This is a genomic window from Methylocella silvestris, from assembly GCF_002891535.1.
Classification (GTDB): Bacteria; Pseudomonadota; Alphaproteobacteria; order Rhizobiales; family Beijerinckiaceae; genus Methylocapsa; species Methylocapsa silvestris_A.
The window spans coordinates 20,645-46,070 of record NZ_PDZR01000008.1 but is presented as its reverse complement, the minus strand read 5'-3'; the positions used below and the strand labels follow the sequence as shown (position 1 = coordinate 46,070).

Annotated in this window: 22 protein-coding genes; 9 read left to right on the top strand and 13 right to left on the bottom strand. The window is 62.5% G+C overall.

Going from position 1 to position 25,426, the window contains the following annotated elements; genetic code table 11:
* Positions 1-29: 29 nt before the first annotated feature.
* The gene (locus CR492_RS08970; RefSeq protein WP_102843415.1) at positions 30-737 is read right to left on the bottom strand and encodes a CoA transferase subunit A; all 708 of its coding nucleotides are present in this window, start codon (positions 735-737) and stop codon (positions 30-32) included.
* A gap of 188 nt (positions 738-925) precedes the next feature.
* On the opposite strand from CR492_RS08970, the gene CR492_RS08965 reads away from it, so the two are divergent.
* A complete protein-coding gene (locus CR492_RS08965; RefSeq protein WP_102843414.1) occupies positions 926-1,801 on the top strand; it encodes a class I SAM-dependent methyltransferase in 876 nt (291 codons plus the stop codon).
* 3 nt (positions 1,802-1,804) lie between these two features.
* Here CR492_RS08965 and CR492_RS08960 read toward each other — a convergent pair whose 3' ends face one another.
* The gene (locus CR492_RS08960; protein ID WP_102843413.1) at positions 1,805-2,557 is read right to left on the bottom strand and encodes an SIMPL domain-containing protein; all 753 of its coding nucleotides are present in this window, start codon (positions 2,555-2,557) and stop codon (positions 1,805-1,807) included.
* Between the two features lie 110 nt (positions 2,558-2,667).
* On the opposite strand from CR492_RS08960, the gene rlmN reads away from it, so the two are divergent.
* Entirely contained in the window at positions 2,668-3,867 is a 1,200-nt protein-coding gene (rlmN, locus tag CR492_RS08955) for a 23S rRNA (adenine(2503)-C(2))-methyltransferase RlmN (protein ID WP_102843412.1), read from the top strand.
* On the opposite strand, the gene CR492_RS08950 is transcribed toward rlmN, so the two are convergent.
* Both CR492_RS08950 and CR492_RS08945 read right to left on the bottom strand, forming a co-directional pair.
* Positions 3,833-4,348 carry a disulfide bond formation protein B gene (locus CR492_RS08950; RefSeq protein WP_102843411.1) on the bottom strand — a complete coding sequence of 172 codons (516 nt, stop codon included), beginning with the start codon at positions 4,346-4,348 and terminating at the stop codon, positions 3,833-3,835. The two genes, rlmN and CR492_RS08950, sit on opposite strands and share 35 nt — an antisense overlap.
* 7 nt (positions 4,349-4,355) lie before the next feature.
* Positions 4,356-4,937 (bottom strand): YqaA family protein, encoded by a 582-nt coding sequence (locus tag CR492_RS08945; RefSeq protein ID WP_102843509.1) that lies wholly within the window; start codon positions 4,935-4,937, stop codon positions 4,356-4,358.
* A gap of 273 nt (positions 4,938-5,210) precedes the next feature.
* On the opposite strand from CR492_RS08945, the gene CR492_RS08940 reads away from it, so the two are divergent.
* On the top strand, positions 5,211-5,852 hold the full coding sequence (locus CR492_RS08940) for a hypothetical protein (RefSeq protein WP_146030224.1): 642 nt from the start codon (positions 5,211-5,213) through the stop codon (positions 5,850-5,852).
* Here CR492_RS08940 and CR492_RS08935 read toward each other — a convergent pair.
* Both CR492_RS08935 and CR492_RS08930 read right to left on the bottom strand, forming a co-directional pair.
* On the bottom strand, positions 5,831-6,232 hold the full coding sequence (locus CR492_RS08935; protein ID WP_102843409.1) for a DUF2237 family protein: 402 nt from the start codon (positions 6,230-6,232) through the stop codon (positions 5,831-5,833). The genes CR492_RS08940 and CR492_RS08935 overlap by 22 nt on opposite strands.
* Positions 6,233-6,319: 87 nt before the next feature.
* Positions 6,320-7,522 carry a pyridoxal phosphate-dependent aminotransferase gene (locus CR492_RS08930; RefSeq protein ID WP_102843408.1) on the bottom strand — a complete coding sequence of 401 codons (1,203 nt, stop codon included), beginning with the start codon at positions 7,520-7,522 and terminating at the stop codon, positions 6,320-6,322.
* 332 nt (positions 7,523-7,854) lie between these two features.
* Between CR492_RS08930 and CR492_RS08925 the strand changes: the two genes are divergently transcribed.
* Positions 7,855-8,115 (top strand): hypothetical protein, encoded by a 261-nt coding sequence (locus tag CR492_RS08925; protein ID WP_102843407.1) that lies wholly within the window; start codon positions 7,855-7,857, stop codon positions 8,113-8,115.
* Positions 8,116-8,271: 156 nt separating this feature from the next.
* On the opposite strand, the gene dapB is transcribed toward CR492_RS08925, so the two are convergent.
* The 5 genes from dapB to dnaK all read right to left on the bottom strand — a co-directional run bounded on the left by dapB (position 8,272) and on the right by dnaK (position 14,152).
* Positions 8,272-9,090, bottom strand: coding sequence for a 4-hydroxy-tetrahydrodipicolinate reductase (gene dapB, locus CR492_RS08920; protein WP_102843406.1), 819 nt, complete (start codon positions 9,088-9,090; stop codon positions 8,272-8,274).
* A gap of 17 nt (positions 9,091-9,107) precedes the next feature.
* On the bottom strand, positions 9,108-9,842 hold the full coding sequence (gene pyrF, locus CR492_RS08915) for an orotidine-5'-phosphate decarboxylase (RefSeq protein WP_102843405.1): 735 nt from the start codon (positions 9,840-9,842) through the stop codon (positions 9,108-9,110).
* A complete protein-coding gene (locus tag CR492_RS08910) occupies positions 9,839-10,693 on the bottom strand; it encodes a class I SAM-dependent methyltransferase (protein WP_102843404.1) in 855 nt (284 codons plus the stop codon). The genes pyrF and CR492_RS08910 overlap by 4 nt, the downstream gene beginning before the upstream one ends.
* A 142-nt stretch (positions 10,694-10,835) precedes the next feature.
* Positions 10,836-11,963 (bottom strand): molecular chaperone DnaJ, encoded by a 1,128-nt coding sequence (gene dnaJ / locus CR492_RS08905; protein WP_102843508.1) that lies wholly within the window; start codon positions 11,961-11,963, stop codon positions 10,836-10,838.
* 284 nt (positions 11,964-12,247) lie between these two features.
* The gene (gene dnaK / locus CR492_RS08900) at positions 12,248-14,152 is read right to left on the bottom strand and encodes a molecular chaperone DnaK (RefSeq protein WP_102843403.1); all 1,905 of its coding nucleotides are present in this window, start codon (positions 14,150-14,152) and stop codon (positions 12,248-12,250) included.
* 419 nt (positions 14,153-14,571) lie between these two features.
* Between dnaK and CR492_RS08895 the strand changes: the two genes are divergently transcribed.
* A complete protein-coding gene (locus tag CR492_RS08895) occupies positions 14,572-15,465 on the top strand; it encodes a hypothetical protein (protein ID WP_102843402.1) in 894 nt (297 codons plus the stop codon).
* Between the two features lie 241 nt (positions 15,466-15,706).
* Here CR492_RS08895 and CR492_RS08890 read toward each other — a convergent pair whose 3' ends face one another.
* Entirely contained in the window at positions 15,707-17,839 is a 2,133-nt protein-coding gene (locus tag CR492_RS08890; RefSeq protein WP_102843401.1) for a molybdopterin-containing oxidoreductase family protein, read from the bottom strand.
* 284 nt (positions 17,840-18,123) lie between these two features.
* Between CR492_RS08890 and CR492_RS08885 the strand changes: the two genes are divergently transcribed.
* A complete protein-coding gene (locus CR492_RS08885; RefSeq protein WP_102843400.1) occupies positions 18,124-18,336 on the top strand; it encodes a hypothetical protein in 213 nt (70 codons plus the stop codon).
* 281 nt (positions 18,337-18,617) lie between these two features.
* Here the strand turns inward: CR492_RS08885 and CR492_RS08880 are convergent, their stop codons facing one another.
* Positions 18,618-19,319, bottom strand: coding sequence for a TetR/AcrR family transcriptional regulator (locus CR492_RS08880; RefSeq protein ID WP_102843399.1), 702 nt, complete (start codon positions 19,317-19,319; stop codon positions 18,618-18,620).
* A gap of 188 nt (positions 19,320-19,507) precedes the next feature.
* Here CR492_RS08880 and CR492_RS08875 point away from each other — a divergent pair, with 188 nt between their 5' ends.
* The 3 genes from CR492_RS08875 to CR492_RS08865 are packed head-to-tail and all read left to right on the top strand — an operon-like array spanning position 19,508 to position 25,310.
* Complete coding sequence (locus CR492_RS08875) at positions 19,508-20,689, top strand: efflux RND transporter periplasmic adaptor subunit (protein ID WP_102843398.1); 1,182 nt, start codon at positions 19,508-19,510, stop codon at positions 20,687-20,689.
* 12 nt (positions 20,690-20,701) lie between these two features.
* Complete coding sequence (locus tag CR492_RS08870) at positions 20,702-23,860, top strand: efflux RND transporter permease subunit (protein WP_102843397.1); 3,159 nt, start codon at positions 20,702-20,704, stop codon at positions 23,858-23,860.
* Positions 23,829-25,310 (top strand): efflux transporter outer membrane subunit, encoded by a 1,482-nt coding sequence (locus CR492_RS08865; RefSeq protein ID WP_348626709.1) that lies wholly within the window; start codon positions 23,829-23,831, stop codon positions 25,308-25,310. Before CR492_RS08870 ends, CR492_RS08865 begins: the two co-directional genes overlap by 32 nt.
* Positions 25,311-25,426 lie beyond the last annotated feature (116 nt).

The following is a 25,426-nucleotide window of genomic DNA, read 5'->3' as shown; positions in this document are numbered from 1 at the left end:
CGATTTCTCTCTCCTTGAAGTGGGTTCGCTCAGGCCGCGGCGCGAGGACGCGTCGTCCGCTTCTCGATCAGCTTGGCGATGTTTGGCGTATGCACGATGCGCTGCACGAAAATGCCGGGGGTGTGGATCTGGTCGGGGTCGATCTCGCCGGCCGGCACGAGGTGCTCGACCTCGGCGATCGTCATCTTGCCGGCGCTCGCCATCATCGGATTGAAATTGCGCGCGGTCTTGCGGAAGACGAGATTGCCCTCGGTGTCGCCCTTCCACGCGTGGACGAGAGAGACGTCGGCGACGATGCCGCGTTCCATGACATAGGTCGCCCCGTCGAATTCGCGGGTTTCCTTGCCGTCGGCGATCACCGTGCCGACGCCCGTCTTGGTAAAGAAGGCCGGAATGCCCGCGCCGCCCGCCCGGATGCGCTCGGCCAACGTGCCCTGCGGATTGAATTCAAGTTCAAGCTCGCCCGATAAAAACAACTGTTCGAACAGCTTGTTTTCGCCGACATAGGACGACACCATCTTTTTGATCTGCCGCGTCTCGAGCAAGAGGCCAAGCCCCGCGCCGTCGACGCCAGCGTTGTTGGAGACGACGGTCAAATGCTTGACGCCCGTGTCGCGCAGGGCATGAATGAGTTCGGTCGGAATGCCGCAGAGGCCGAAACCGCCGCACATCATGGTCATGCCGTCTTGGACGGCGTCCGCCAGAGCCGATTTTGCGTCTGGAAAAACCTTATTCATGCGCGGCGCCCGCCTCCGATTGATTTCCACGGGCGGGTCATTTCGACGCAGCCGCGCGCCCAATATAGCCAAGGCGAAAAAATGATCCAGCAGGTTTTCGCAATGCAGAAGAGCGTTTTGCGCGCGCCGCCAGAGAGCGCCGGAGCCCCTTCTTATGGCGCAGCTCGGCGCTCTGGACCGCGGCCGCGGTGAGCGCCGAGGATTTGTTCGACCGTGCCTTGCTACGCCGCAGATTTTTGCGCGCGGTTCGATCCGGCTTCGAGGATTTCTTGCTGCAGGCGGCGATCGACGGGGTCTGCGACCGTCTCGGTCTGGTCGTGCGGCCCTTCGCTAATGTGGCCGATATCGGCACGCCCTCGCCGGAACTGGCGCGGCGGCTCGCGACAGAGGGGCGCCTTTTAACGCGAATGGCGGCCATTCCGGCGGCGCTCGGCGGCTGCGGGCTGCGGCTGGTCGGCGATGAAGAGGGTTTGCCCTTCGCTGATGCGAGCTTCGATCTCGCGGTCTCGGCGTTCAATCTGCAAAGCGTCAATGATCTGCCGGGCGCGCTGATCCAGATCCGCCGCGCGCTCAAAGCGGACGGGCTCTTTCTCGCCTGCCTGCTTGGCGGGCGCTCCTTGCATGAATTGCGCAGCGCGCTCGCTGTAGCCGAAACCGAGGTCAGCGGCGGGACCAGCCCGCGCGTCGCCCCTTTCGCCGATGTGCGGGACATGGGCGGGCTCCTGCAGCGGGCCGGCTTCGCCCTGCCCGTCGCCGACAGCGAAACGACGATCGTGCGTTATCGCGATCTGTTTTCGCTGATGGCGGATCTGCGCGCCATGGGCGCAACCAATTCGCTTGTCGCGCGCCGCCGCCGTCCTGTCCGTCGCGCTCTGTTCCAGCGGGCGGCGGAGATTTACGCGGAGCGGTTCAGCGATGCCGACGGGCGCATCCGCGCGACATTCGACCTCGTCTTCATCTCCGGCTGGGCACCGCATGAAAGTCAGCAGAAGCCGCTGCGGCCGGGGTCGGCGCAAATGCGCCTCGCCGACGCGCTTGGCGGAATCAAGCCGCCCCCGCAGTAAAAGCTACTGCGCCAGCTCCCAGGCGACCTGCACCTCAATGCGCAGCGTCTGCACGCCGGGCTCGATCGGGATCGCAACGCTGGCCGCGTCGCTCTTTGCCGCCCGCGCCGCCATCGCCATCGGCATCGGACCCCGCCCGCGCTCTGGCGGGGAGATTGCCAGCACACGGCCAAGTCTTATTCCAAGGCCGCTTGTGAAAGAGGTCGCCTTGCGCAGGGCGTCGCGCACGGCTTCGCCGCGCAGCGCGTCATATTTCGCTTCCTTTTGATCAACGTCGAACTCGACGCCGCCGAATTGATTGACGCCCTTCTCGATCCATTGCCGCGCCAGCGCTCCGGCCTTGTCGATCTGCCGAACCCGGACCGACAGATCATTGCGGGCCTGATAGCCGCGTAAAGTCTGCTTGGTCACGCGGCCATTGGCGTCGGTCGTCTCGTCATAGACGGGCATGAGCGTCACCCCGAGGGTGCGCATATCGCGCGAATCAATTCCCGCGGCCCTGATCTCGGCGATCACCGCCTGCGTCGCTTTGGCGTTCTCATTGGCCGCCTCGATCGCGGTCGGCCGCTCGGTCTCGACCCCAAGCGAGAGAATGGCGATGTTGGGTACGACTTCAAGGCTCGCCTCGCCTGTTATGGCGATCGAGGGGACCGTATCCTTCAGGGTGAGAAATTCCTGCGCGGGGGCGGCGCCTGCCGGGGCGGCGAGGAACGCGACGAGGGCAAGGCGAGTCGGCAGTGAACGAAAAACTGGCATGTTGTGTCCCGGATCGAGGTCGAGCGGCGATGATGTGTGCTGCTTTGTGAACGGGCGTTCAATGCATCGGGATTATGGAGAATTCCCGCCTTCCATGGTAAGAGGCGCGGATGACCTCGTCCACTTTGCTTGAAACGCCGGCCACCGCGGCCGATCACGATTGCGCCAGGGCGCCGCGCTCGCTCGCCGGACTGACCCGGGACGGGCTCGCCGCCGCGCTCCTCGAGATCGGCGCGCCGGAGCGGGAGCTGCGCATGCGCACGGCGCAGCTCTGGCACTGGATCTATCATCGCGGTGCCGCCTCCTTCGACGACATGCTGAACGTCAGCAAGGTTTTGCGCGCGCAGCTGGCGGAGCGCTTCACGCTGGCGCGGCCGCAGATCGTCACCGAGCAGGTTTCAACGGACGGCACGCGGAAATGGCTGATCCGCCTCGCGCCCTCGCGCGAAAGCGATCGTCCTGCCGAGGTCGAATGCGTCTATATCCCGGATGTCGACCGCGGCACGCTCTGTGTTTCGAGCCAGGTCGGCTGCACCTTGACTTGCTCCTTCTGTCACACAGGCACGCAGAAATTTGTGCGCAATCTAACGGCGCAAGAGATAATTTCTCAATTGATTATAGCCCGCGATAGGATTGGCGATTTCCCCGGGCTTGTGCCGCAGGACGGCAAGGGTTCGAACAGCGGTTCGCGCCTCGTCACCAACATCGTCTTCATGGGGATGGGCGAACCGCTCTACAATCTGGACAGTGTCGTCGACGCGGTGTCCGTCCTGTCCGATGGCGACGGGCTGTCCCTGTCGCGGCGGCGCATCACGGTTTCGACCGCCGGCGTCGTCCCAAAACTGCCGGAACTCGGCGAAAAGACCGGCGCCATGCTGGCGATCTCGCTGCACGCCGTGCGGGACGATTTGCGCAACACGCTTGTGCCGCTCAACAAGAAATATCCGATCGCCGCGCTTCTGCAGGCCTGCCGCGACTATCCCGGCGCCTCCAATGCGCGGCGGATCACCTTCGAATATGTGATGCTGAAGGGGATCAATGATTCCCCGGCCGACGCGCGGGAGCTCGTGCGGCTGCTGAAGGGCATCCCGGCCAAGATCAATCTGATCCCATTCAATCCATGGCCCGAAACGGCTTATGAATGTTCCGACGACGCCGTGATCGAGAAATTTTCCGATATCGTCTTCAACGCCGGCTATGCGAGCCCGGTGCGCACGCCGCGCGGGCGCGACATCCTCGCCGCCTGCGGCCAGCTGAAAAGCGAGACTGAAAAGCTCAGGGCGCGGGCGCTTCTGGCCGCCGGAGACTGAGCGCGACGCCGATTGCCGCCAGCGCCGTAAGCCCCACCGAGATCGCCGCGTTCCAGGCAGCGAGCGAGAGGCCGAAGACGCGCAGCGCGACCTCATCGCAGCGCACCACCTTGACGGTCTGAAGCTGCTTTAGAAAATCATTCACCGAGCCGGCGTGATCGAGCGGACCGGTGCAATCCGTGGGGCCCGGCCAAAAGCCCCATTCGACGCCGGAATGATAGACGCCCAGCGCGGCCCCCGCCGCGAAGATCACGGCGATGGCGGCGAAGCAGGCGGCGAGCAGACCCGGCCGGCCGCGCCCGGCAAGCCACACGGCCAAGGCGGCGAGCGGGATTGCGGCATAGTAGGGGATGCGCTCCTTGAGGCAAAGTTCGCAGGGCGCATAGCCCATCGCCTGAAAGATCCAGGCGCCGCCGATCGACCCCACCGCTACAAGGAAAATGGCGGCGGCAAGCCGCATAGGCGTCAGAAACTTTGACATTGCGCGCTCAGAGGGAATGCCCGGCGATCCAGAAGCCGAGCACGATAACGACGGCAAGGATCAGGAGGAACCAGCCGAAATAACGATCGAGCAGCTTCTTGATCGGCTCGCCGTAATATTTGAGGACGAGGGCGAGGGCAAAAAAGCGGGCGCCGCGCGTGATCATGCACAAGAGGACGAACAACGGCAGATTATAGGCAAGAAGGCCGCTGACGATGGTCACCAGCTTGAACGGGATCGGCGTAAACCCCTTGATGAGAATGACCGCCCAGCCCCATTTGGCATAAAGCGCCCGCATTTCGTCGACGCGCGCGCCATAGCCGTAGAGATCGATCAGCCATTTGCCGAGAGTTTCGAAAAGCAGCGCGCCGATGGCGTAGCCAAGCAAGGCGCCGAGCACGGAGCCGACCGTGCAGATCAACGCATAGGTCCAGGCCCGTTTCGGCTGGGCGATCGACATCGGCACGAGGATCGCGTCGGGCGGAACGGGAAAAAACGAACTCTCGGCGAAGGCTATGGCGCCGAGCGCGAGCGGCGCATGCCGGCTCTCCGCGAGCTGCAACGTCCATCGGTACAGTTTTTGAAACATCGTTCCCCTGGCCGGAAAGCGCCGGGCGCGAAAGGTCGCGGCTACGGCTGTCGGAAGATGCGGCCGCCCGCGATGCGGTCGAAGCGAGGCTGCCGCTTGCGGCGCATGCTCCAGAGGCCGGTTGAGGTTTAGCCTCATTTGCGCGGCGATGTCCACAAACCGCGCCGCGACGGATGGTCCCCTTTTGGGATTTGCCGCGGCGATCGGCTATGCTGACCGCGCGGCCGGTGCTTGCCGCCGCTTGCCCGCCGGAACGCTCTCGAAGAGGATTTGATGCCGCGCCGCGACAGTTTTGGACGATCGGGGACGGCGGCGACGGAAGAGGACGCGCGCGCGCCGGCGCAGTTGCGCCTTCTGCCGGCCGAGGCCGGCGCGCGGCTGCAAGGCTTCAACGCCGCGCTCCTTGCCTCCCATAGCGCGACTGCGACGCTTGAGCAGTGGCGCCGTGGCGCCGCGGCGGGCGGCCCGATCCGCGCGCGGCGAATGGCGGGCCCGGACAAGGCCCCGACCCGCGAGCAGCGCGAGCGTCTCGAAGTCGGCCGCGAGGAGATCGTGCTTTACCGCCGGGTCGAACTTCTATGCGGCGGCGCCATTCTGTCCGAGGCCGAAAACTGGTATGTGCCGAGCCGCCTCAGTCCCGGCATCAGGGCCATGCTGGAGACGAGCGACATGCCGTTCGGCCGCGCGATCATCGCGCTCCATCCGGTGCGAAAAACCTTTGCCGTCGAGATATACTGGCGCCCTGCGGAAGATACGCAGCCTGCGATCTCCGCGATTCCCTGGCGCGTGTTGCAGCATCGCGCGCTCGTCCACGGCCCGGACGGGCGCCCCTTTTCCGAGGTGAACGAGTTTTATACGCGCGAGATTCTGGCGTTTGGCGCGGACGGCCTGCCTCAGGACAAATCGACGGCGTAACGCTTCAGATCAGACAGCGCGCAGGATTCGAGCGCGCCCTCATGCGTCGCCTGCAGCACGACGCGCGGAGCGGCCTCGGCCTCAAGCGCCTCGGCCCAGCGCGGCGCACAGAGGCACCAGCGATCGCCGGGGTTAAGTCCCGGAAAGCCATATTGGGGCAACGGCGTCGAAAGATCATTGCCGCGCGATTTCGAGAAGCGCAGAAATTCCGCGTCGACGACGATGCAGACCGTGTGACTGCCGACATCCTCGGCGGCGGTGTCGCAGCAGCCGTTGCGGAAGAAGCCGGTCAGGGGATCATCGGAGCACCCGGCAAGCGGCTGGCCCAGAACATTGCGCGACGGCCGCCGGCCGCCGCCGCCCGTATCGTCTCTCAGCATGCTGGCCTCCGATGGGAAGATTGTCCGGCCCACACGGATGAAACCAGAGTTTTACGCCATCAGCAATGCGCCCGGCGCTCCCCCCGCTCAATCAAGGCTGGCGCAGAAGCGCTGTATTTTAATGCAGGCGTCTTCCAGCACGGAGGTCGAGGTCGCATAGGAGATGCGGAAATTCGGCCCGAGCCCGAAGGCCGAGCCCTGGACCACAGCGACTCCCTCTGCGTCGAGCAGCGCCGAAACGAAATCCTCATCGGATTGGATCAGCTTGGCGTCCGGGGCGCGCTTGCCGATCGCCTCGGCGCAGGACGGATAGACGTAGAAGGCTCCCTCGGGCATCGGGCAACGCAGATATTTGGCCTGATTGAGCATCGAGACGACAAGATCGCGGCGCGCCTCGAAGGCCTTGCGCCGTTCGGGGATGAAATCCTGCGGCCCGTTCAGCGCCTCCACCGAGGCCCATTGCGCGATCGAGCAGGCGCCGGAAGTCTGCTGCCCCTGAAGCATCTCCATCGCCTGGATGAGCTGAGTCGGACCAGCGGCGAAGCCGATGCGCCAGCCCGTCATGGCGTAGGATTTCGAGACGCCGTTCATGGTCAGCGTGCGCGAAATCAGGCGCGGCTCGACCTGAGCCGGCGTCGTGAAGGCGAAATCGCCATAGACGAGATGCTCATAAATGTCGTCGGTCAGGATCCAGACGTGCTCGTGGCGCAGCAGCACGTCGGTGAGAGCTTTCAGCTCGTCACGGGTATAGGCGGCGCCCGACGGGTTCGACGGCGAATTCAAAAGCAGCCATTTCGTCCTTGGCGTGATCGCGCGCTCGAGCGCGTCCGGCTGCAGCTTGAAGCCGTGCTCGATCGTCGTTTCAACGGCGACAGGGCGCCCGCCGGCGATCAGCACCATATCGGGATAGCTGACCCAATAGGGCGCAGGGATGATCACCTCGTCGCCCGGATTGACCGTGGCGAGGAAGGCGTTGAACAGGATGTGCTTGCCTCCGGTGCCGACGATGGTCTGCGCCGGCTTGTAGTCGAGCCCGTTCTCGCGCTTGAATTTGGCCGCGATCGCCTCCCGCAGGGGGGCGATGCCGGCGACCGGCGTATATTTCGTCTCGCCGCGGCGGATTGCCGCGATCGCGGCCTCCTTGATGTTGTCCGGCGTATCGAAATCCGGCTCGCCGACCGAAAGGGAGATGATATCGCGCCCGGCGGTCTTCAGATCGCGCGCCTTCTGGGTCACCGCGATGGTGGCGGAGGGTTTTACGCGAAGGAGGGCGTCGGCGATGAAGGGCATAACAAAGGGCTCCGGTTTGCCAGATGAATAACTGATTTAGCGTGCTCGTCCAGCCACGGGAATGACGCGGCGATCAGGAAACGGCGACGGGTCGATTCGTCCAAGGCAGTTCAAGGCTCGGCGCCGGACTTGAGGATAAGCTATTAACCCTGAAACCTTTTTCGACTGAGCACGTTTGCGCGCCAAATGCTTTCTTTACCGAATGAGGGCCAAAAGCGCCCTTGCGGGTGCCGTGTTCTGGCGCACAGGCAAACTGCCTTCGAAGCTGCATTGCTGCACTCAGCAAGCGCCTGATCGTTTTTGCCGCAGCGATGCGGCGAGGGAGTTGCGGCATGTCCATCGCCGATCATTTCGACCCAAGCCCCGACGCCGGCTTCGTGCGCCGCTATGATCTGCGCGCGGCGCGGCGGCAGCTTCAGGTTTCTCTGTTTTTGGTGGTAGTATTAGCTTGCGCGGCTGTCGCCCTCGCTGTGATGTCTCGTCTTGAAACAGGCGCCAAGCCCGAACATCCCGCAGCAATGCGCAGCGGTTCATCACTGGTCGCTCAATCGTTACTAGACAAAACCGGCAAAATTCATCAAATTGTCATCTGAACTTCCCAGAGGCCCCCGGGAAGCTCGCATGATGGCCGCGCTTCAGCTCTGCTGGTGCGCGGCCTATCTTTTGGTAGTCTTCGCTGCCGCCCCGCTCATCTTGCTATATATTTATGGATATAGATTGGCCTGAACGACCACTGCGGTTTCGCGCCGTTATGAGTGTTCCGAGAGGCCCAGCACATCGGCCATCACATAGAGGCCGGATTTCCGGTCCCGCCCCCATAACGCCGCCTTGACGGCGCCGCGCGCGAAAATACTGCGGTCCTCCGCCACATGCGCGAGTTCGAGCCGCTCCCCTGCCCCGGCGAAATACACCCTATGCTCGCCGATGACGCCGCCGCCGCGCAGCGAGGCGAAGCCGATCGCGCCCTCCTGTCGCGGCCCGGTGTGTCCATCGCGGGCGCGCAGGGAATGGGAGGCAAGATCAATGTTCCGGCCGCGCGCCGCCGCCTCGCCGAGAAGAAGCGCCGTCCCGGAGGGCGCATCGACTTTCGCGCGGTGATGCATCTCGACGATTTCGATGTCGAATTCGGGCCCGAGCGTTCGCGCCGCTTTCTCGACGAGCGCCGCGAGAAGATTGACGCCAAGGCTCATATTGCCGGACCGCACGATCACCGCGTGACGCGCTGCGGCGGCGAGCCCTTCGAGATGCGCCGGCAAAAACCCCGTCGTGCCGATGACGTGAACGACGCGCGCCTGTGCGGCGAGGGTCGCAAGCGCCATGGTCGACGTTGGTGAGGTGAAATCGAGCACGCCGTCACAGTCAGCGATGGCGCGCAAGGGATCGGCGCTTATCTTGACGCCGATTTCGCCGCAGCCGGCCAGAACTCCGGCGTCCTGACCGATCGCAGGCGAATCGGCCCGGGCCAGCGCGCCCGAAAGCATGGCGCCGGGGGTTTGCTGGACGATCTGAACAAGGACCCGGCCCATCCGGCCTGCCGCCCCGGCGACCACGAGGCGCATGTCGCCCATTCCAACTCTCCTTTAGATCATGAAACGCGGATGCGGCCTTGCGCCTCCGCGATGTCCGCTAGGATGGCCTCAGCCGCCGCGCGCGGATCGGCCGCGCCGGTGATCGGGCGTCCGATCACGAGATAATCGGCGCCGGCGCCGATGGCTTCGCCCGGCGTCATGGTGCGTTTCTGGTCGCCGGCCGGCGCGCCCTCCGGCCGGATGCCGGGCGTGACGAGAAGGAAGTCCGCCCCGACCTCGCGCCGCGTCGCTTCGAGCTCGCGCGCCGAGAGGATCAACCCATCGACGCCGGCGAGGCGCGCTTGCTTCGCGCGGCGGGCGACGAGCTCGCTCACGCCAAAAGCGTATCCGGCCTCAGCAAGATCGTCGTCGTCGTAAGAGGTCAACACGGTGACGCCAAGAATGCGCAATCCGGAGCCAGAGGCGCCGCGGACAGCCGCGGCCATGGTCTGCGGATAGGCGTGCACGGTCAGAAAGGTCGCGCCAAGCCGCGCCACATTGGCGCAAGCTTTCTCGACAGTGGTCGGGATATCGTGCAGCTTGAGGTCAAGAAAAAGCCTCTTGCCCGCGTCGATCAGGTCGCGCGCAAGCGGAAGGCCTCCACCATAAGCGAGCTCCATACCGATCTTGTAGAAGGAGACGCTTTCGCCCAGCGTCGCTATCATCCGCCGCGCCTCTTCGGGCGTCGCAAAATCGAGCGCGACGATGAGCGCTTCGCCGCGGTCCCGCCCGGCGATGTCCCCTGGCTTCATGGCCGCAGGGATTTGCCGCCCCTGCCCTTGTGGGATGACGGGGCCCCCGGACGCCTCGTCTTGCGGGCAGGCTCTGAGAGCCGCGCCTTGGGCGAAAGGCGCGCGCGCGCGCCATCGAATTCGCGCTTGAGGTCGATCTGGATCCGCTCGGCGCCGCTCCTCAGCCGGTCGAAAAACTCCTGCGCCGGATTTGGACGCGCCCGGCTTTCAAGTGAGGCCCCCTGCCGGTAAACCCAGACGCGCGCCGGCGGCAGGTTAAGCCAGACGGGCGGCGACGGTTCGGCGCGAAACGCCGGCCCCATGGACGAGTCGCGCGGGATCGGCGAGACCACCCCATAAGTGAACTGAATGAACGTGCCATCGGCCGCCATACAGTCGAAGGCGTCGCCTAGCAGGGCGAACCGCTGCTTTTCTGATTTGACGAGAAGGGGCAGGCTCGAGACGACGGAGGTCACGGCCTCATCGAAACGCCCCGCGAGCAGTTCGCGAAAACGGTAGGCGTCGCCCTCGATAACATGCACGCCGGGAAAGCGCCGGCGCAGGTGACGGCAGAAATTCGGGTCGAACTCAATGAGATACAGGCGGTCTGGCGCAACGCCGCGGGCGAGCAGCGCTTCAGTGATCGCGCCCGTGCCCGGCCCGAGCTCGACAACCGGGCCGGCCTTGTGCGGATCGACGTAGCGCGCCATCATGCGCGCGAGAAAGCGCCCCGAAGGCGACACCGCGCCAGCGCGCAGCGGATTCTCAAACCAGGATTTAATGAACCGCGCCTCGTCGGCGAGGCCCGTTTCGATCGGCTTACGCTTTTTGGGAGAGGGATGCTTTGGGCCGCGCGAGAGATCGCCTAGCACATAAATTCTCCCCGAATTCGATAATAGGCGCGCCGAGAAGCCGCACGCGAGGTTCCGCGCGAAAATAGCGACAATCGGCGGTGCGTCAAGGAAGCCGCATGCGGCCAGGACCGCTTTGCCGCCGCCGCCGACAAGTCGAAGTCTACTGTCCGCTCAGATTTTCGAAGAAATCTTTCATCTTGGCGAAGAAACCAGAGGCTTCCGGGTGGGTCTTGGTCGATGATTCGGCCTCGAACTCCGCCAAAAGCTCGCGCTGGCGCTTGGTCAGATTTTGCGGCGTTTCGACGTCGACCTGAATATAAAGATCGCCCATGTCGCGCGAGCGCAACACCGGCATGCCCTTATGACGGAGCTTGAACTGCCTGCCGGACTGCGTTCCTTCCGGAATCTTGACCTTCGCCGACCCTCCGCCGAGCGTGTGAACCTCGACGTCGCCGCCGACCGTCGCCTGCACCATGGAAATCGGCACGCGGCAGAACAGATCGGCGCCGTCACGCTTGAAGAAAGGGTGCGGCTGCGTCGACACGAAAATATAAAGATCGCCGGCGGGGCCGCCCCGCTGACCCGCCTCGCCCTCGCCGCTAAGGCGAATGCGCGTGCCATCCTCGACGCCCGGCGGCACGTTGACCGAGAGGCTACGCTCGCGCGTCACGCGTCCGGTCCCGCCGCAGGGCGAGCATGGGTCGTCGATGATCTCGCCGCGGCCGTGGCAATTCGGACAGGTGCGCTCGATCGCGAAAAATCCCTGCTGCGCGCGCACGCGGCCGTGGCCGCCGCAGGTCGGACAGGCGCGCGGCTTCGCCCCAGCCTTCGCGCCGGAGCCGGAACAGACATCGCAGGTGACGGAAGCCGGCAAAGTGAGGGTCGCGACCTTGCCGTGAAAGGCCTCCTCCAGCGTGATTTCCATATTATAGCGCAGATCCGAGCCGCGCACCGCGCCGCTGCGGCCGCCGCCGCCGCGCCGGTTCATTACGTCGCCGAACAGATCGTCGAATATATCCGACATCGACGCGGCGAAGCCGTCGCCGGCGCCAAACCCGCCCTGCTCGAAGGCGGCATGGCCGTAACGGTCATAGCTCGCGCGCTTCTGCTGGTCGGAGAGCGTCTGATAGGCTTCGTTGACTTCCTTGAATTTGATCTCCGCTGTATGGTCGCCCGGATTGCGATCTGGATGATGCTCCATCGCGGCCTTGCGGAAGGCGGCCTTCAGGTCGATTTCCGTGCAACTTCTGGAAACGCCCAAAACCTCGTAATAGTCGCGTTTCGCCATTTCCGCTGCGTTCCGATTCATAGCTTATCTTGCCTTCAGGCGCGCGGCCCGCGCTTCGTCGCAACTTTGCCCGCAGCCGACCAACGCCGCCTCCATCCCGCTTTCGAATTGAATGAAACGAAGGCCCCGCTTTGGTCAGACAAGGCTAAAGCAAAATATGTGCTGCGAGGCAAGCTCCCGCTGCCGTTCGCTTTAGCCCAAAAGACCGCCTCCAGACCGCGAGATTTCAAGATCCCTCGGGCCTGGAGGCGCATCGTCACGTCACGGCGCTCCGGATTGCCCGGTCAGGCCGATTTCTTCTTGTCGTCGGGGCCGACTTCCTTGAAGTCGGCGTCGATGACATCGTCTTTCTCGGCGCCGCCGCCCTCCTGCGGGCCAGCTTCGGCGCCCGCCTTGTACATGGCCTCGCCAAGCTTCATCGAGGCCTGCGCGAGATCATTGGTGCGCGCCTTGATCCCTTCGACATCCTCGCTTTCGAGCACGCCCTTCACCGAGGCGATCGCAGCCTCAACGGCGCTCTTGTCGGCGTCCGAAACCTTGCCAGCGAATTCGCTCAGCGATTTCTCCGCCGAATGGACCATCGCTTCGGCCTGGTTGCGCGCGTCGACGAGTTCGCGCCTCTTCTTGTCCTCCGCGGCGTGGAGTTCGGCGTCCTTCACCATCTTGTCGATATCGCCCTCGCTGAGGCCGCCCGACGCCTGGATGCGGATCTGCTGCTCCTTGTTGGTCGCCTTGTCCTTCGCCGTCACATTGACGATGCCATTGGCGTCGATGTCGAAGGTGACCTCGATCTGCGGCACGCCGCGCGGCGCGCCGGGAATGCCGACGAGATCGAACTGGCCAAGCAGCTTGTTGTCAGCCGCCATCTCGCGCTCGCCCTGGAACACGCGGATCGTGACCGCCGTCTGATTGTCCTCCGCCGTCGAAAAGACCTGGCTCTTCTTGGTCGGGATTGTCGTATTCCGGTCAATCAGACGCGTGAATACGCCCCCTAACGTCTCGATGCCGAGCGAGAGCGGCGTCACGTCGAGCAGCAGCACATCCTTGACGTCGCCCTGCAGCACGCCGGCCTGAACCGCCGCGCCGATGGCGACGACCTCATCCGGATTGACGCCCTTGTGCGGCTCCTTGCCGAAGAAGCTTTTCACGACTTCCTGAACCTTCGGCATGCGGGTCATGCCGCCGACGAGGACGACTTCGTTGATCTCGCCAGCGGTGAGGCCCGCGTCCTTCAGCGCCTTGCGGCAGGGCTCGACGGTCTTCTGGATCAGATCGTCGACGAGCGCCTCGAATTTGGCGCGCGTCAGCTTCAGGGTCAGATGCTTTGGACCGGAGGCGTCGGCGGTGATGTAGGGCAGGTTGATCTCGGTCTGCGTCGCCGAGGACAGCTCGATCTTGGCCTTTTCGGCGGCTTCCTTCAGCCGCTGCAGGGCCAGCTTGTCCTTCTTGAGGTCGATGCCGCTCTCTTTCTTGAATTCGTCGGCCAGATATTCGACGAGGCGGATGTCGAAGTCCTCGCCGCCGAGGAAAGTGTCGCCATTGGTCGACTTCACTTCGAACACGCCGTCGCCGATCTCGAGGATCGACACGTCGAAGGTGCCGCCGCCGAGATCATAGACGGCGATGATGCCAGCGCCTTTCTTGTCGAGGCCATAGGCGAGCGCAGCCGCGGTCGGCTCATTGATGATGCGCAGCACCTCGAGCCCGGCGATCTTGCCGGCGTCCTTGGTCGCCTGGCGCTGGGCGTCGTTGAAATAGGCCGGCACGGTGATCACCGCCTGCGACACCGGCTGACCGAGATAGGCTTCGGCCGTCTCTTTCATCTTTTGCAGGATGAAGGCGGAAATCTGCGAGGGGGAATATTGCTTGCCGTCGGCCTCGACCCAGGCGTCGCCGTTCGGGGCGCGGATGATTTTGTAAGGAACGAGGCCCATGTCCTTCTTGGTCATGGGATCGTCGTAGGTGCGGCCGATCAGGCGCTTGATCGCAAAAAAGGTCCGCTCCGGATTGGTGACGCTCTGGCGTTTGGCCGGCTGGCCGACGAGACGTTCTCCATCGTCGGTAAACGCGACGATCGAGGGCGTGGTGCGCGCGCCTTCCGCGTTCTCGATCACTTTTGGAGTCGTCCCCTCCATGACGGCCACGCAGGAATTGGTGGTGCCAAGGTCGATTCCGATTACTTTCGCCATGTTTTTTCTTCCCTTCGATACGCAAGACCAGCGGACCCCGAAGCGATCCAGCTTATGGGCGGACGGATTTCCGCCCGGTCCCCGATAGTCAACAAATTGGCATTACAAAGCAGGAGCGCAAGATGGCGCACGAGATCGCCCGTATATAAGAGGAGCCTCGCCGCGCGCAAGACGAAGCGGCCGCGCTATAGTCGCTCCGCTCACGTCGCGACGGCGCCATGCGCGTCCGCGAACGTCGGGACGGAGGGGGCGATAAGATTATGATCTGGCGAATAAAATTGTCATGACGCCGCAGAGCCAGGCATGAATTCTGTCCGCTCTGGCGGGACCGCGCCTCAGGCGGCGATTTCCTTCGCGGCCGCAAGCCGCTAGATTGAGCCCTCACGTCCCATGTCCCCGCCCTTGCTCCGAGGCTTTCCTTGAAACTCCATTTTCCGGCCGCCCTGCTCGCCGCGCTTCTGGCCGGCTCGCAGGCGTGCGCGCAAATGATGCTGCCCGGCGCCTTGCAGGCGACGCCGGAGGGCGCGGCGAAGCCCCCGGGGGCGCCGTCAGCAGAGGGGACGTCGGCGCCGGCAAAGCCAAAACCCGTGATCGAGAAGCCGCCCTCGGAAGAGTCGATCGTCGACCGCGATCTCCTGCGCGACGGATCGCAGGGGCGGATCGCCTTCAAGCGCGGCGACGGCGCGGGGACAAGCGGGGCGCCGCTCGAAATCACCGCCCTCTCGCTCGAAGGCGAACAAATCTCCCATCGCGGCGAAACCTGCCGCGTCGATGTCGTCGCCGGCGCGCCGATCGAGGCGACGCCGGCCGTCAAGACGCGGGGGCTGCTCCGCTTCGAGGTCGGCGTCGAGGCCTGCCCTTTTGCCTTCGACGTGCTCGACGGCGCCATTCTCGTCACGGGCGGCGGCGCATCCTGCACCTTCACGGCCGCCGACTGCCGGGTCAATCCCGCTGGCCTCTGGGGGCCTGCCGGCGCCTCGATCGACGACAAGCAAATCAAGCTGTTCGAAAAGGCGAGGGGACGCGCCGAAGCTTCCATGAGAGACAATTTTCGCGCGCTGCTTTCGAGCCCCGGCAAGGACAAGGACGCAGTGAAGAAGATCGCCGCCGAACAGGCGGGGTTTTCTTCCGAGCGGGAAGTCGTCTGCCGCACTTACGCGAAAGAGGACACGCACGGATTCTGCGCCCTCAAGATGACGCAGGGGCGCGCCTTCGCGCTCAAGGCGCAATTGCAGGAGGCCGGCAAGACTCAGGGCTCGGGCAGGAAAGGCAAGAGCGCGCGCGTGGAGGCGCCAAAGGAGCCGAAGCCTTAGAGCAAAAGCCGATCTGATCGGCCTTTTGCTCTAACCCATTGCTTCAACGCATCCGCTTGGTCAAAAGAGCCTTCAGCTTTTGGGCTGGCGCGGTGGACCGTCCGCAGACGCCCCCCTCCCCCGGGAAAACGCTATGTCTCCGCGCGGCGAGGCATGAGCCCCGCCGCGCAAGGATTGTTGCTTGCGACGCCACGTTCGACGCCGCTGCGGAAGCGCTCGCTCAATGCGCGCGCCAAAACATTCAGTTCGCCCGCCTCACTTCGACGAGGTTGTCCGAAAATGTCGGCGCCCGGCCGAGCCCGCTCCAGGCGTCGGATGATATGCAGTTCACCGACCCGTCCGAGCGGTTGAGCGAGCGCCAATAGCCGAGCGTCGCTACGATCACGCCTTGCGGCGAATCCTCGCTGACGCGGGCGACCCCCTGGAAATCGCCGCGATCATTGAAGACGCGGACCGGGTCGCCATCGCGGATGTCGCGATTTTGCGCGTCGCCCGGATTGATGATGACGAATTGCTCGCCCTGCCCTTTGATCTTGTGCGGCTCATTGGCGTAGCAGGAGTTGAGGAAGCCGTGGCTTTTCGGTGAAATGATATTCAGCGGGAAAAGCTCTGCGCGCGCCGGGTTGGTTTGCGGCGTCTCGCGCGGCGCCGCATAGCCCGGCAGCGGATCGACCGGCTCGCCCGATTGCTCAGCCTCATACATCATGCGGAAGGGCGGCGCGACGAAGTTTTTCGCGTCATGCAGCAGGAATTCGACCTTGCCCGATGGCGTCGGGAAATTGCCATGCGCATGTGGCGCCCGCTCGTCCGGTCCACCGACGTTGATCCGCAAAAAGCCCTGCTCTTTAAGGTGGGCGAAGTCGGCCCCGCCCAGCTGCGGCGCATCCCAATTGATATAGGCGGCGCAGAGCTCTTCGTCCGTCTGCGAGAAGACCGGATCGTCAAAGCCCATCTCACGCGCAAGCAGGCGCCACATCTGCGACGACGGCTTGCATTCGCCGCGCGGCTCGATCGCCTTCTGATTGTAGGTCAGATAGAAATGGCCCCACGACCACATCATATCGTCATGCTCGCCGGCCATGGTGGCTGGCAGCACGATATCGGCGTATTTTGCCGTATCGGTCAGGAAATGCTCTGAAACCACAGTGAAGAGATCTTCGCGCTTCAGGCCTTCGACGATCCTGTTGGTTTCCGGCGCCTGACTGACCGGATTGGTGCAGTAGACGAACAGGCTCTTGATGGGCGGATCGAGCGGCATGCCGCCGGTCAGCGCGGCCCCCAGCTTGAGATTGTTGACGACGCGGGTTCCGGGCCTGATCCAGTCCGGCCGCGACGCCTTGACCCAATCGATTGGAAATTCCCACAGCGGCATCTGCAACAATCCGCCACCGACATGGCGCCATGAGCCGACCAATGCCGGCAGGGCGCATACCGCGCGGATCGCCTGCGCGCCGCCGGCGCTCCGCTCCAGCGCGACGCCGACGCGAATGACGGACGGCTGTATGGTCGCGAACTCCATCGCGAAGCGCTTGATGTCCTCCGCCTTCACGCCGGTCAGTTCCTCGACATAGTCGGGCGTAAAATCCGCCGCGCGCTCCTTCAGCTCCGCAAATCCGTAGGTATGTCGATCGACATAATCTTCGTCGACCAGCCCCTGTTCGATGATGGCGTTGATAAATCCGAGCGCCAGCGCGCCGTCGGATCCGGGCTTTGGCGCAATGTGCCAATCGGCCGCCTTCGCCGTCCTCGAACGGCAGGAATCGATGACGACGATCTTCGCGCCGCGCTTCCTCGCCTCGAGCACGAACGGCCAATGATGCAGATTGGTGGAGATCGAATTCGCCGCCCAGATGACGATATATTTGGCGTGGACGAAGCTTTCGGGATCGACCCCGCCTGTCGGTCCGACCGTCAGCAGCCAGGCGGTCGAGGAGCCGGAGGCGCAAAAGGTCTTTTCATTGACGGTCGAGCCGAGGCGGTTAAAGAAGGGGTCGCCCGAGTTGATGCCCTGCACCAGCCCCATGTTGCCGAGATAGCTGTAGGGCATGATCGCCTGAGAGCCAAATTCGCCAATGATGTCGCGCCAGCGCGCGCCAATCGTCGCGACGGCTTCATCCCAGGAGATGCGCTCGAATTGCCCAGACCCCTTCGGGCCGGAGCGGCGCAGCGGATAAAGCAGCCGGTCCGGATTGTAGTGATGCGCGTGAAAATCCTTGAGTTTCACGCAAAGGCCGCCGCGCGTGAACGGATGCTCCTTGTTGCCGACGACGCCGACGAGCGCCCCATCCTTCGCCTCATAGACCATCGCGCAGGTATCGGGACAATCATGCGGACAGGCGCCGTGGAAAAACTGCGAGCCGGACTGTTCGTTCATCTTTTCCTCCCGGCGCCAAAGCTTGAGCTATGCTTTTTATCGTGCGCCTGCGCAAGATTAGGCGGGATTCGGATTTTGGGAAAGATCTGCTCTCAAACGCCCCGCGGGGGAAAAGGACTTCCTCTCGCTCGGGGCGGTCCAAATCCGCGAAATAGGCGCCTGCATCGCTCAGTGGCAGTGGGAGGCCCCGATCCGCTCCCGGCTCTCGCAAACGATGTCGGGGCTGGTTTTCACCGGCTCCGATGCTAGGATGACGACGCAAGCTGCTTGAAAGGGTATATTTGATGACCGATCCACTACCTATCCATCACCTGAGGGCCGCCCTCGAAGCGCAACGCCTGACGGCCGTTGAGGAGCTGGCCGCCGAAGGCGGCGCTCAGACGCTCGAGTCTTTGCAAAAGCTCGCGATAATCCAGGGCGCCTTGCAGGCGGTCGGCGACGAGATCAAGGCGCACGAGATCAAGGTTGGCGGCGGCGGGGAAAAGCCTCTGGCGTAATGGATCAGCCAAGAGCGGCGCAATTTGCCGCTTCAGAAAGCGCAAGCCAGAACGCTCCAAGGTAGATCCGCTAACGCGATGGCCCGGCGAGAAAAGGCATTCTGCACCATCGACGCCATGAGATCAGGACCGGGATGGAATCGGAAGACGGCGACATCACAGTTCACGGGACAGCTGATGATTTCGCCGCCTTCACCCAATCAGGAATAGTAAAGTCTAGGGCAGCTTCTTCAAATTGGCTTGCGCCCAAAACGGGACGCCAAAGCGCCTCGAAGGGCAGGTTACTTTCGAATCTGCGGCCGACTCGAAGTTAACGCTTGCCCCGTTGCGAGCCTCGCGTTGGTCGCGTTGTCCATCACCAGCTGAACCGCATATTTGATCCGTTTCTCGATCAATTCATGTTCGGGCTCATCAGCGAGCCGCAATAGCGACCGCAAGATGAAATCTCCAGCGACCATCGCAAACAAAATGGCGGACATTTCCTGAGGATTGGAGATATTCAATTTGCCGCGCTCGGTTTGAAGAATGATCCATTGTTCCAATGCGCCTTCGCCGCGATTGAGACCGAGATGGTCGAAGGCCGTCGCCATTTCGAGTGAGAGGGGAGCCTCGACGATCATCAATCGCGCCAGCGCGATCTGGCGAGGCCCGACAGCAAAGGTCACGAGATGTCGCAGCAGGTCTGTGAGCACCTCCGCAACCGGGCGCGCGCCATCGTCTTCCACGGGCAACATGATTGGAAGAAAGCGATCCCTCAACAAGGCTTCAATCAGCGCCTCCTTAGAGGCAAACACCTGATATAATGTTTTTTTAGACATGCCCGCACTCCGGGCGATGTCGGCCATGGTGGTCGCGTGATATCCATGGACCAGGAATAATTCTTCCGCAGCATCCAGTAATCGGCGCCGGCGATCACCGACCGTGAGTAAACGCGGACGCCCCCGCCCGCTGGATGGCGCGCCGCCTGTCGCGGATTCGGTCATCTCCCTCTCCTTTTTTTGATCTCTAACCGCATCCAGCACAGCAGGTTCGACAATCTTGACTCTAAATCGGAAACCGTGCAGTTTCCGATTTAGAAACCGATCGGTTTCCAATCTAAGCCACAGGCTTCGGTTCGGGCAAGGTGTTTCTGACCCCGCACGGCCAATGCCTGTTATGCGCAGAGAAACATATGTCACGCCCGCCGTTTGTATCCGCAACTTCGTGCGCCGCACTTCTACTCGTTGTCCTCCTCGCCGGATGTAAGGAGGACGCCAAGATGGCGCCCCCCCCCGCCGGGCCGCCAAAGCAGGTCGGAATCATCAAGGTCTATCCTCAGCCGGTCGCACGCACAACGGAGTTGCCGGGCCGGACCTCCGCGGTGATGACTTCCGATGTCCGGCCACAGGTGAATGGCGTGATTCTCAAACGGCTCTTCACCGAAGGAAGCGAAGTCAAGGAAGGTCAGCAGCTCTATCAGATCGATCCCGCCACCTATCAGGCCACCCATGACAGCGCGCTGGCGACTTTGGCGCATGATCAGGCGGCCCTCGAATCGGCTAACGCCAAGGCTGCGCGCTATAAGCCTTTGGCGGCGGCGCAGGCTGTCAGCAAGCAAGATTATGACGATGCAGTGGCCGCCGCGAAAGAGGCCGAAGCCGACATCGCCACCGCCAGGGCGAGTATCGAACAGGCCAGCATCAACCTCAACTATACCAAGGTCCTCGCGCCGATTTCCGGCAATATTGGTCGCTCCGCCTTCACTCCGGGCGCTCTTGTCACTGCGAACCAGACATCAGCCCTCGCTACTGTGACGCAGCTCGACCCGATCTACGTCGACGTCAACCAATCGGCAACTGTGTTGCTGCGTCTCAAGCGCGAACTCGAATCCGGCGATATTCAGACAGAAAGCACGGGCGGCGCCAAAGTAACGCTCAAACTGGAAGACGGCAGTACATACCCATTGCCGGGAACCCTGCAGTTTTCCGAAGTGACCGTAGACGAAGGGACCGGCACAGTGCTTCTGCGGGCGGTGTTTCCGAACCCGAAGCATTTATTGCTGCCAGGCATGTATGTGCACGCGGAACTGCAGGAAGGCGTAGATCGCAACGCCATACTGCTGCCGCAGCAAAGCGTGTCGCGCAATTCGCATGGCGATCCCACAGTACTCGTGGTCGGCGCCGACAATACGGCGCGGCTGCGTATGATTCAGACCCAGCGGGCGATCGGCGACCAATGGGTCGTCACCGGCGGATTGAAAGAGGATGAACGCGTGATTGTCGACGGTCTGCAGGGCCTTCGTCCGGGAATGCCGGTACAGCCAATCCCGGCAAGCAGTCCCTTGGCGGCTGTGAAAACATCCAACGTTCAATAGCCGAGGGACGACATGTCACGTTTTTTTATCGACCGCCCAATATTCGCTTGGGTATTGGGCCTCATATTGATGCTCGGTGGCGCCATCGAGATTTTCCAGCTTCCCATCGCCCAATATCCGAGCATCGCCGCCCCGCAGATCTCGATCACTGTTACCTACCCCGGCGCCTCGGCGCAGACGGTGGCGGATACGGTGGTGCGACCCATCCTGCAGCAAATATCCGGTTTGGACGGGCTGGAATACGTCTCCTCAAGCACTCAGTCCAGCGGGGCGATGGAAATAGATCTCACCTTTGTTCAGGGCGTCGATCCGAACATCGCGCAGGTGCAAGTTCAAAATAAGCTTTCTTTGGCCGAGGCCAACCTCCCGACCGAAGTGACCCAGCAAGGAATCAAGGTCAATAAGGCGGTCAAGAATTTCATGCTGATCGTCGGATTGGTTTCGAGCGATGAAAGCATGTCCGGCGCCGACATCAACGACTATGTCGCCGCGAATTTGCAAGATCCGCTGACCCGCATTTCCGGCGTCGGCGATTTCACCCTGTTCGGTTCTGAATATGCCATGCGCATCTGGCTCGACCCCGACAAGCTCTTTAAATACTCTCTGACGGTCGGCGACGTCTCCACTGCGATCAGCGCGCAGAACGTGCAGATTTCCTCCGGCGAACTCGGCGGCCTGCCAGCACAAAAGGGCCAGCGGCTTGATGCGACCATCATTGGCCCAAGCCGGATGGAGACGCCGGAGCAATTTGAAAATATTCTGCTGAAAGTGAACCAGAATGGTTCGCAGGTCCGCCTGCGTGATGTTGCGCGCGTAGAATTGGGCGCGCAATCCTATGCGACGGAAGCGCTCTACAATAACAAGCCGGTGTCTGCCCTTGCATTGAAGCTTGCCCCAGGCGCCAACCAGCTCTCTACAGAGACCGCGGTCCGAAACGAACTGAACCGCTTGGCGCAATTTTTCCCGGCCGGGCTGGAGATTGTCTATCCACTGGACACGGAGCCGTTCATTACCCTGTCGATAGAAGAAGTGGCCAAGACGCTGATCGAGGCGGTCGCCCTCGTCTTCCTGGTCATGTTCATTTTCCTGCAGAACTTCCGCGCCACGCTAATCCCCACCATTGCCGTGCCCATCGTGCTGCTGGGCACCTTTGCCGTGCTGGCCGCTTTTGGCTACTCAATCAATACGCTGACCATGCTTGCCATGGTGCTTGCCGTTGGCCTGCTGGTCGATGATGCGATTGTCGTGGTGGAAAATGTCGAGCGCCTGATGAGCGAGCGGCAGCTTTCGCCACGTGAGGCGGCGCGGCAATCCATGGATGAAATTTCCGGCGCTCTTGTTGGCATTGCGCTGGTCCTTTCAGCGGTGTTCCTGCCCATGGCCTTCTTGAGCGGATCGACCGGCGTCATCTATCGTCAATTCTCGGTGACGATTGTCTCGGCCATGGCTCTATCCGTTATTGTCGCGCTGACTTTGACGCCGGCGCTCTGCGCCACATTGCTCAAGCCGCGCGCGCATGGCGCAGAAAGCAGCCAGAAAGGCCTGTTCGGCTTGTTCAACCGAGGCTTCGCCTGGACGAATCGGCGCTATTGCGGCGGCGTCGGACGAATGATCGCGCGATCGCGCTGGTCGATGCTTGGCCTCGTTCTGGTGGCGGGATCGGTCGTCTTCCTGTTCGCGCGTATGCCGACCGGGTTTTTGCCGGACGAAGACCAGGCGCTTTTGTTTGGACAAGTCACACTGCCGCCCGGCTCGACGGCCGAGCAGACTCAGGCCGTGACCCGGCGCGTGACCGATTATCTGTTGACCCAGGAAAAAGACAGCGCCGAATCGGTTCTCTCGGTCAACGGGTTTAACTTCTCCGGCCAGGCGCAAAATGCGGGATTTTTTGTCGTCAAATTGAAAGATTGGTCGGAACGGCCGAACGCATCCCAATCGGGAGCTGCGGTCGCAGGTCGCATCATGCAGCATTTCGGCGGCGATCGCGACGCGCAGATCTTTGCGTTTCAGCCTCCGGCCGTGATGGAACTGGGCAATGCCACCGGCTTCGATCTGGAACTCGAGGATCGCGGGCAACTCGGGCACGAGAAGTTGCTTGCCGCGCGCAACCAGCTTCTTGGCATGGCGGCGCAGTCCCCCGGCCTCATGGCGGTGCGCCCTAACGGTTTGGATGACGCTCCGCAATATCGTCTCGATATCGACCGCGAGAAAGCGAACGCGCTTGGCGTTTCCGTATCAAATCTCAATACAACGATCCAGGGCGCCCTGGGCTCGGCATTCGTCAATCAGTTCATGCGCGGCGGACGCGTCAAACAGGTCTATATTCAAGGCGACGCCAGCTCACGCATGCTGCCCTCGGATCTGTCTCAATGGTATGTGCGCAATACAGCCGGCAACATGGTGCCGTTCGATTCCTTCCTCGGCGGCTCCTGGTCATCGGGCCCGCAGAAAGTCGAAGGCTACAATGGCCTGACCTCATTCGAGATTCTTGGCGCTCCCGCTCCAGGTTCAAGCACCGGCGCCGCCATGGCCACGATGGAAGGCCTGCTCGCCAAACTTCCACAGGGCGTCGGATATGAATGGACCGGGCTGTCCTACGAGCAGCAAAAGTCCGGCTCGCAGACCGGGCCTCTTTACGCCATATCCCTGATCGTGATTTTGCTGTGTCTGGCTGCTCTCTATGAGAGCTGGCCGATTCCGCTCGCCGTATTGCTGGTCGTGCCTTTAGGCGTTGTCGGAGCAATTATCGCCACGCTGACTCGCGGCCTCGACAATGACGTATATTTTCAGGTTGGATTACTCACCACCGTCGGTTTGGCTGTCAAGAACGCCATTCTGATCGTGGAATTCGCCAAGGCGTTCTTCGACAGCGGCATGTCCCTCGCGGAGTCGGCCATTAAAGCTGCGCAGGAGCGGCTGCGGCCGATCCTGATGACCTCCATCGCCTTTATGTTCGGCACGTTTCCGCTTGCCATCGCGTCCGGCGCCGGCGCCGGCAGCCGTGTCGCCATCGGCACAGCGGTCGTCGGCGGGATGTTGAGCGCAACCTTTCTCGCCATCTTCTTCGTGCCCGTCTTTTTCGTGGTCGTGCTGCGGCTGTTTCGGGTGGCACCGCGGAGATCACGCGAAGCAACCGATCATGTCGCTCCTGACGCCCGGCAGGAGGCCTGACATGCGCCCACTTCCCTTGACGATCATAACGCTCGCAATCAGCATGGGTGGTTGCAGCCTTGTTCCCGACTATCAGCGTCCCGCGTTGCCGGTCGCCGCCAATTGGCCGGGCGGCTCTGTCGCGGCTGGCGTAAAGCCGGCCGATATGATTCCCGCCGCCGACGTCGGCTGGCGGGATTTCTTCATCGATCCCGTGATGCGCGAATTGATCGCGCTCAGCCTAGCAAATAACCGGGATCTGCGGGTCGCCGTACTCAATGTCGCTCAGGCTCAGGCGCAGTACCGCTCCGACCGCGCCAGCCTGTTTCCGACGATTGACGCCACTTCTGGCCTGCAATGGTCCCGCACGCCCGGCGATGTATACGGGTCTACCTCCGCGACGACCATGCGCGAATATAGCGTGGGGCTCGGGGCCGTAAATTGGGAGCTCGACCTCTTCGGACGTATCCGCAGTCAGGCGCAACAGGCGCAGGAAACCTATCTGAGCGACGCCGCCACCCGCCTCAGCACGCAAATTTCGCTCATCGCCCAGGTCGCCTCAGCCTATCTCACCTGGCTTGCTGACAGGGACGCGCTCGCCGTTTCGCAGAATACGGTCAAGGCGCAAGGCGATTCCCTACGTTTAACCAAGCTGAAGGCCTCGCAAGGTAGTGACAATGCGCTCAACGTTGCCCAGGCCGAGACGACCTTGCACACAGCGGAAGCGAGCGTCGCTCAATATACGAGGCAGGTCGCGCAGGATATGGATCAGCTTGTATTGCTGGTCGGCGCGCCTTTGCCGGACCTGCTCGTCAAGCGGATGAACGCCGCCGGCGGGCTCAGTTCGCAGTCCAGATTTCCGCAACTTCCGGCAGGTTTGCCGGCAAATCTGCTTGAGCGCCGGCCTGATATTGTCGCCGCCGAACACACTCTGCTTGGCGCCAACGCCAACATCGGAGCTGCAAGAGCGGCTTTCTTCCCCAGCATCACGCTCACGGCGAATAATGGAACGGCCAGCAGCAGCGTCGGCCGCCTCTTCAGCAAGGCCCATGGCGCGTGGCTGTTTGAGCCCAATATCAGCGTGCCTATCTTCGATGCAGGCCAAAATCTCGCAAATCTGGATATTGCGAAGATCGAAGAGCGAACCGAAGTCGCGAATTACGAAAAAGCCATTCAATCCGCTTTCCGGGATGTCGCGGATGCGTTGGCCGCGCGCGGCGCCTACGTGAAACAGGTTGCCGCCGAGCAGGCCCTCGTCGATGCGAACGCGCTCTACTATCACTTATCCGACATGCGGTTTCGCGCTGGAGCCGATACCTATCTAAACGTCTTGATAGCGCAAAACGCATTGTTCAGCGCACAGCTCACGCTGATTAGTCTAAAGTTAGCTGCGATGCAGAATAGCGTGACCTTATACAAAGCCCTTGGCGGAGGGTGGCGGGAACATTCTTCGCAAGCCGCCGTAAACTGATCGCGAAGCAATCACGGACAGCGATTCATCGCTAGCATTCGTGAGTTGAGAACTTTCCCCCGAATCGGACAAGTGCGATGCTTGCTGCCATCTGATCCAGGGCCGTTTCGATCACG

What these genes read in the sequence shown, in the direction of transcription:
- CR492_RS08930 (WP_102843408.1), bottom strand. Translation starts at nt 7,522, where the DNA reads ATGCCCTTCATCGCCGACGCCCTCCTTCGCGTAAAACCCTCCGCCACC.
- rlmN (WP_102843412.1), top strand. Translation starts at nt 2,668, where the DNA reads ATGACCTCGTCCACTTTGCTTGAAACGCCGGCCACCGCGGCCGATCAC.
- CR492_RS08880 (WP_102843399.1), bottom strand. Translation starts at nt 19,319, where the DNA reads ATGACCGAATCCGCGACAGGCGGCGCGCCATCCAGCGGGCGGGGGCGT.
- CR492_RS08865 (WP_348626709.1), top strand. Translation starts at nt 23,829, where the DNA reads ATGTCGCTCCTGACGCCCGGCAGGAGGCCTGACATGCGCCCACTTCCC.
- dapB (WP_102843406.1), bottom strand. Translation starts at nt 9,090, where the DNA reads ATGGGCGACATGCGCCTCGTGGTCGCCGGGGCGGCAGGCCGGATGGGC.
- dnaJ (WP_102843508.1), bottom strand. Translation starts at nt 11,963, where the DNA reads ATGGCGAAACGCGACTATTACGAGGTTTTGGGCGTTTCCAGAAGTTGC.
- CR492_RS08970 (WP_102843415.1), bottom strand. Translation starts at nt 737, where the DNA reads ATGAATAAGGTTTTTCCAGACGCAAAATCGGCTCTGGCGGACGCCGTC.
- CR492_RS08925 (WP_102843407.1), top strand. Translation starts at nt 7,855, where the DNA reads ATGTCCATCGCCGATCATTTCGACCCAAGCCCCGACGCCGGCTTCGTG.
- CR492_RS08890 (WP_102843401.1), bottom strand. Translation starts at nt 17,839, where the DNA reads ATGAACGAACAGTCCGGCTCGCAGTTTTTCCACGGCGCCTGTCCGCAT.
- CR492_RS08885 (WP_102843400.1), top strand. Translation starts at nt 18,124, where the DNA reads ATGACCGATCCACTACCTATCCATCACCTGAGGGCCGCCCTCGAAGCG.
- CR492_RS08945 (WP_102843509.1), bottom strand. Translation starts at nt 4,937, where the DNA reads ATGTTTCAAAAACTGTACCGATGGACGTTGCAGCTCGCGGAGAGCCGG.
- CR492_RS08950 (WP_102843411.1), bottom strand. Translation starts at nt 4,348, where the DNA reads ATGTCAAAGTTTCTGACGCCTATGCGGCTTGCCGCCGCCATTTTCCTT.
- CR492_RS08870 (WP_102843397.1), top strand. Translation starts at nt 20,702, where the DNA reads ATGTCACGTTTTTTTATCGACCGCCCAATATTCGCTTGGGTATTGGGC.
- CR492_RS08935 (WP_102843409.1), bottom strand. Translation starts at nt 6,232, where the DNA reads ATGCTGAGAGACGATACGGGCGGCGGCGGCCGGCGGCCGTCGCGCAAT.
- CR492_RS08875 (WP_102843398.1), top strand. Translation starts at nt 19,508, where the DNA reads ATGTCACGCCCGCCGTTTGTATCCGCAACTTCGTGCGCCGCACTTCTA.
- CR492_RS08960 (WP_102843413.1), bottom strand. Translation starts at nt 2,557, where the DNA reads ATGCCAGTTTTTCGTTCACTGCCGACTCGCCTTGCCCTCGTCGCGTTC.
- pyrF (WP_102843405.1), bottom strand. Translation starts at nt 9,842, where the DNA reads ATGAAGCCAGGGGACATCGCCGGGCGGGACCGCGGCGAAGCGCTCATC.
- dnaK (WP_102843403.1), bottom strand. Translation starts at nt 14,152, where the DNA reads ATGGCGAAAGTAATCGGAATCGACCTTGGCACCACCAATTCCTGCGTG.
- CR492_RS08940 (WP_146030224.1), top strand. Translation starts at nt 5,211, where the DNA reads ATGCCGCGCCGCGACAGTTTTGGACGATCGGGGACGGCGGCGACGGAA.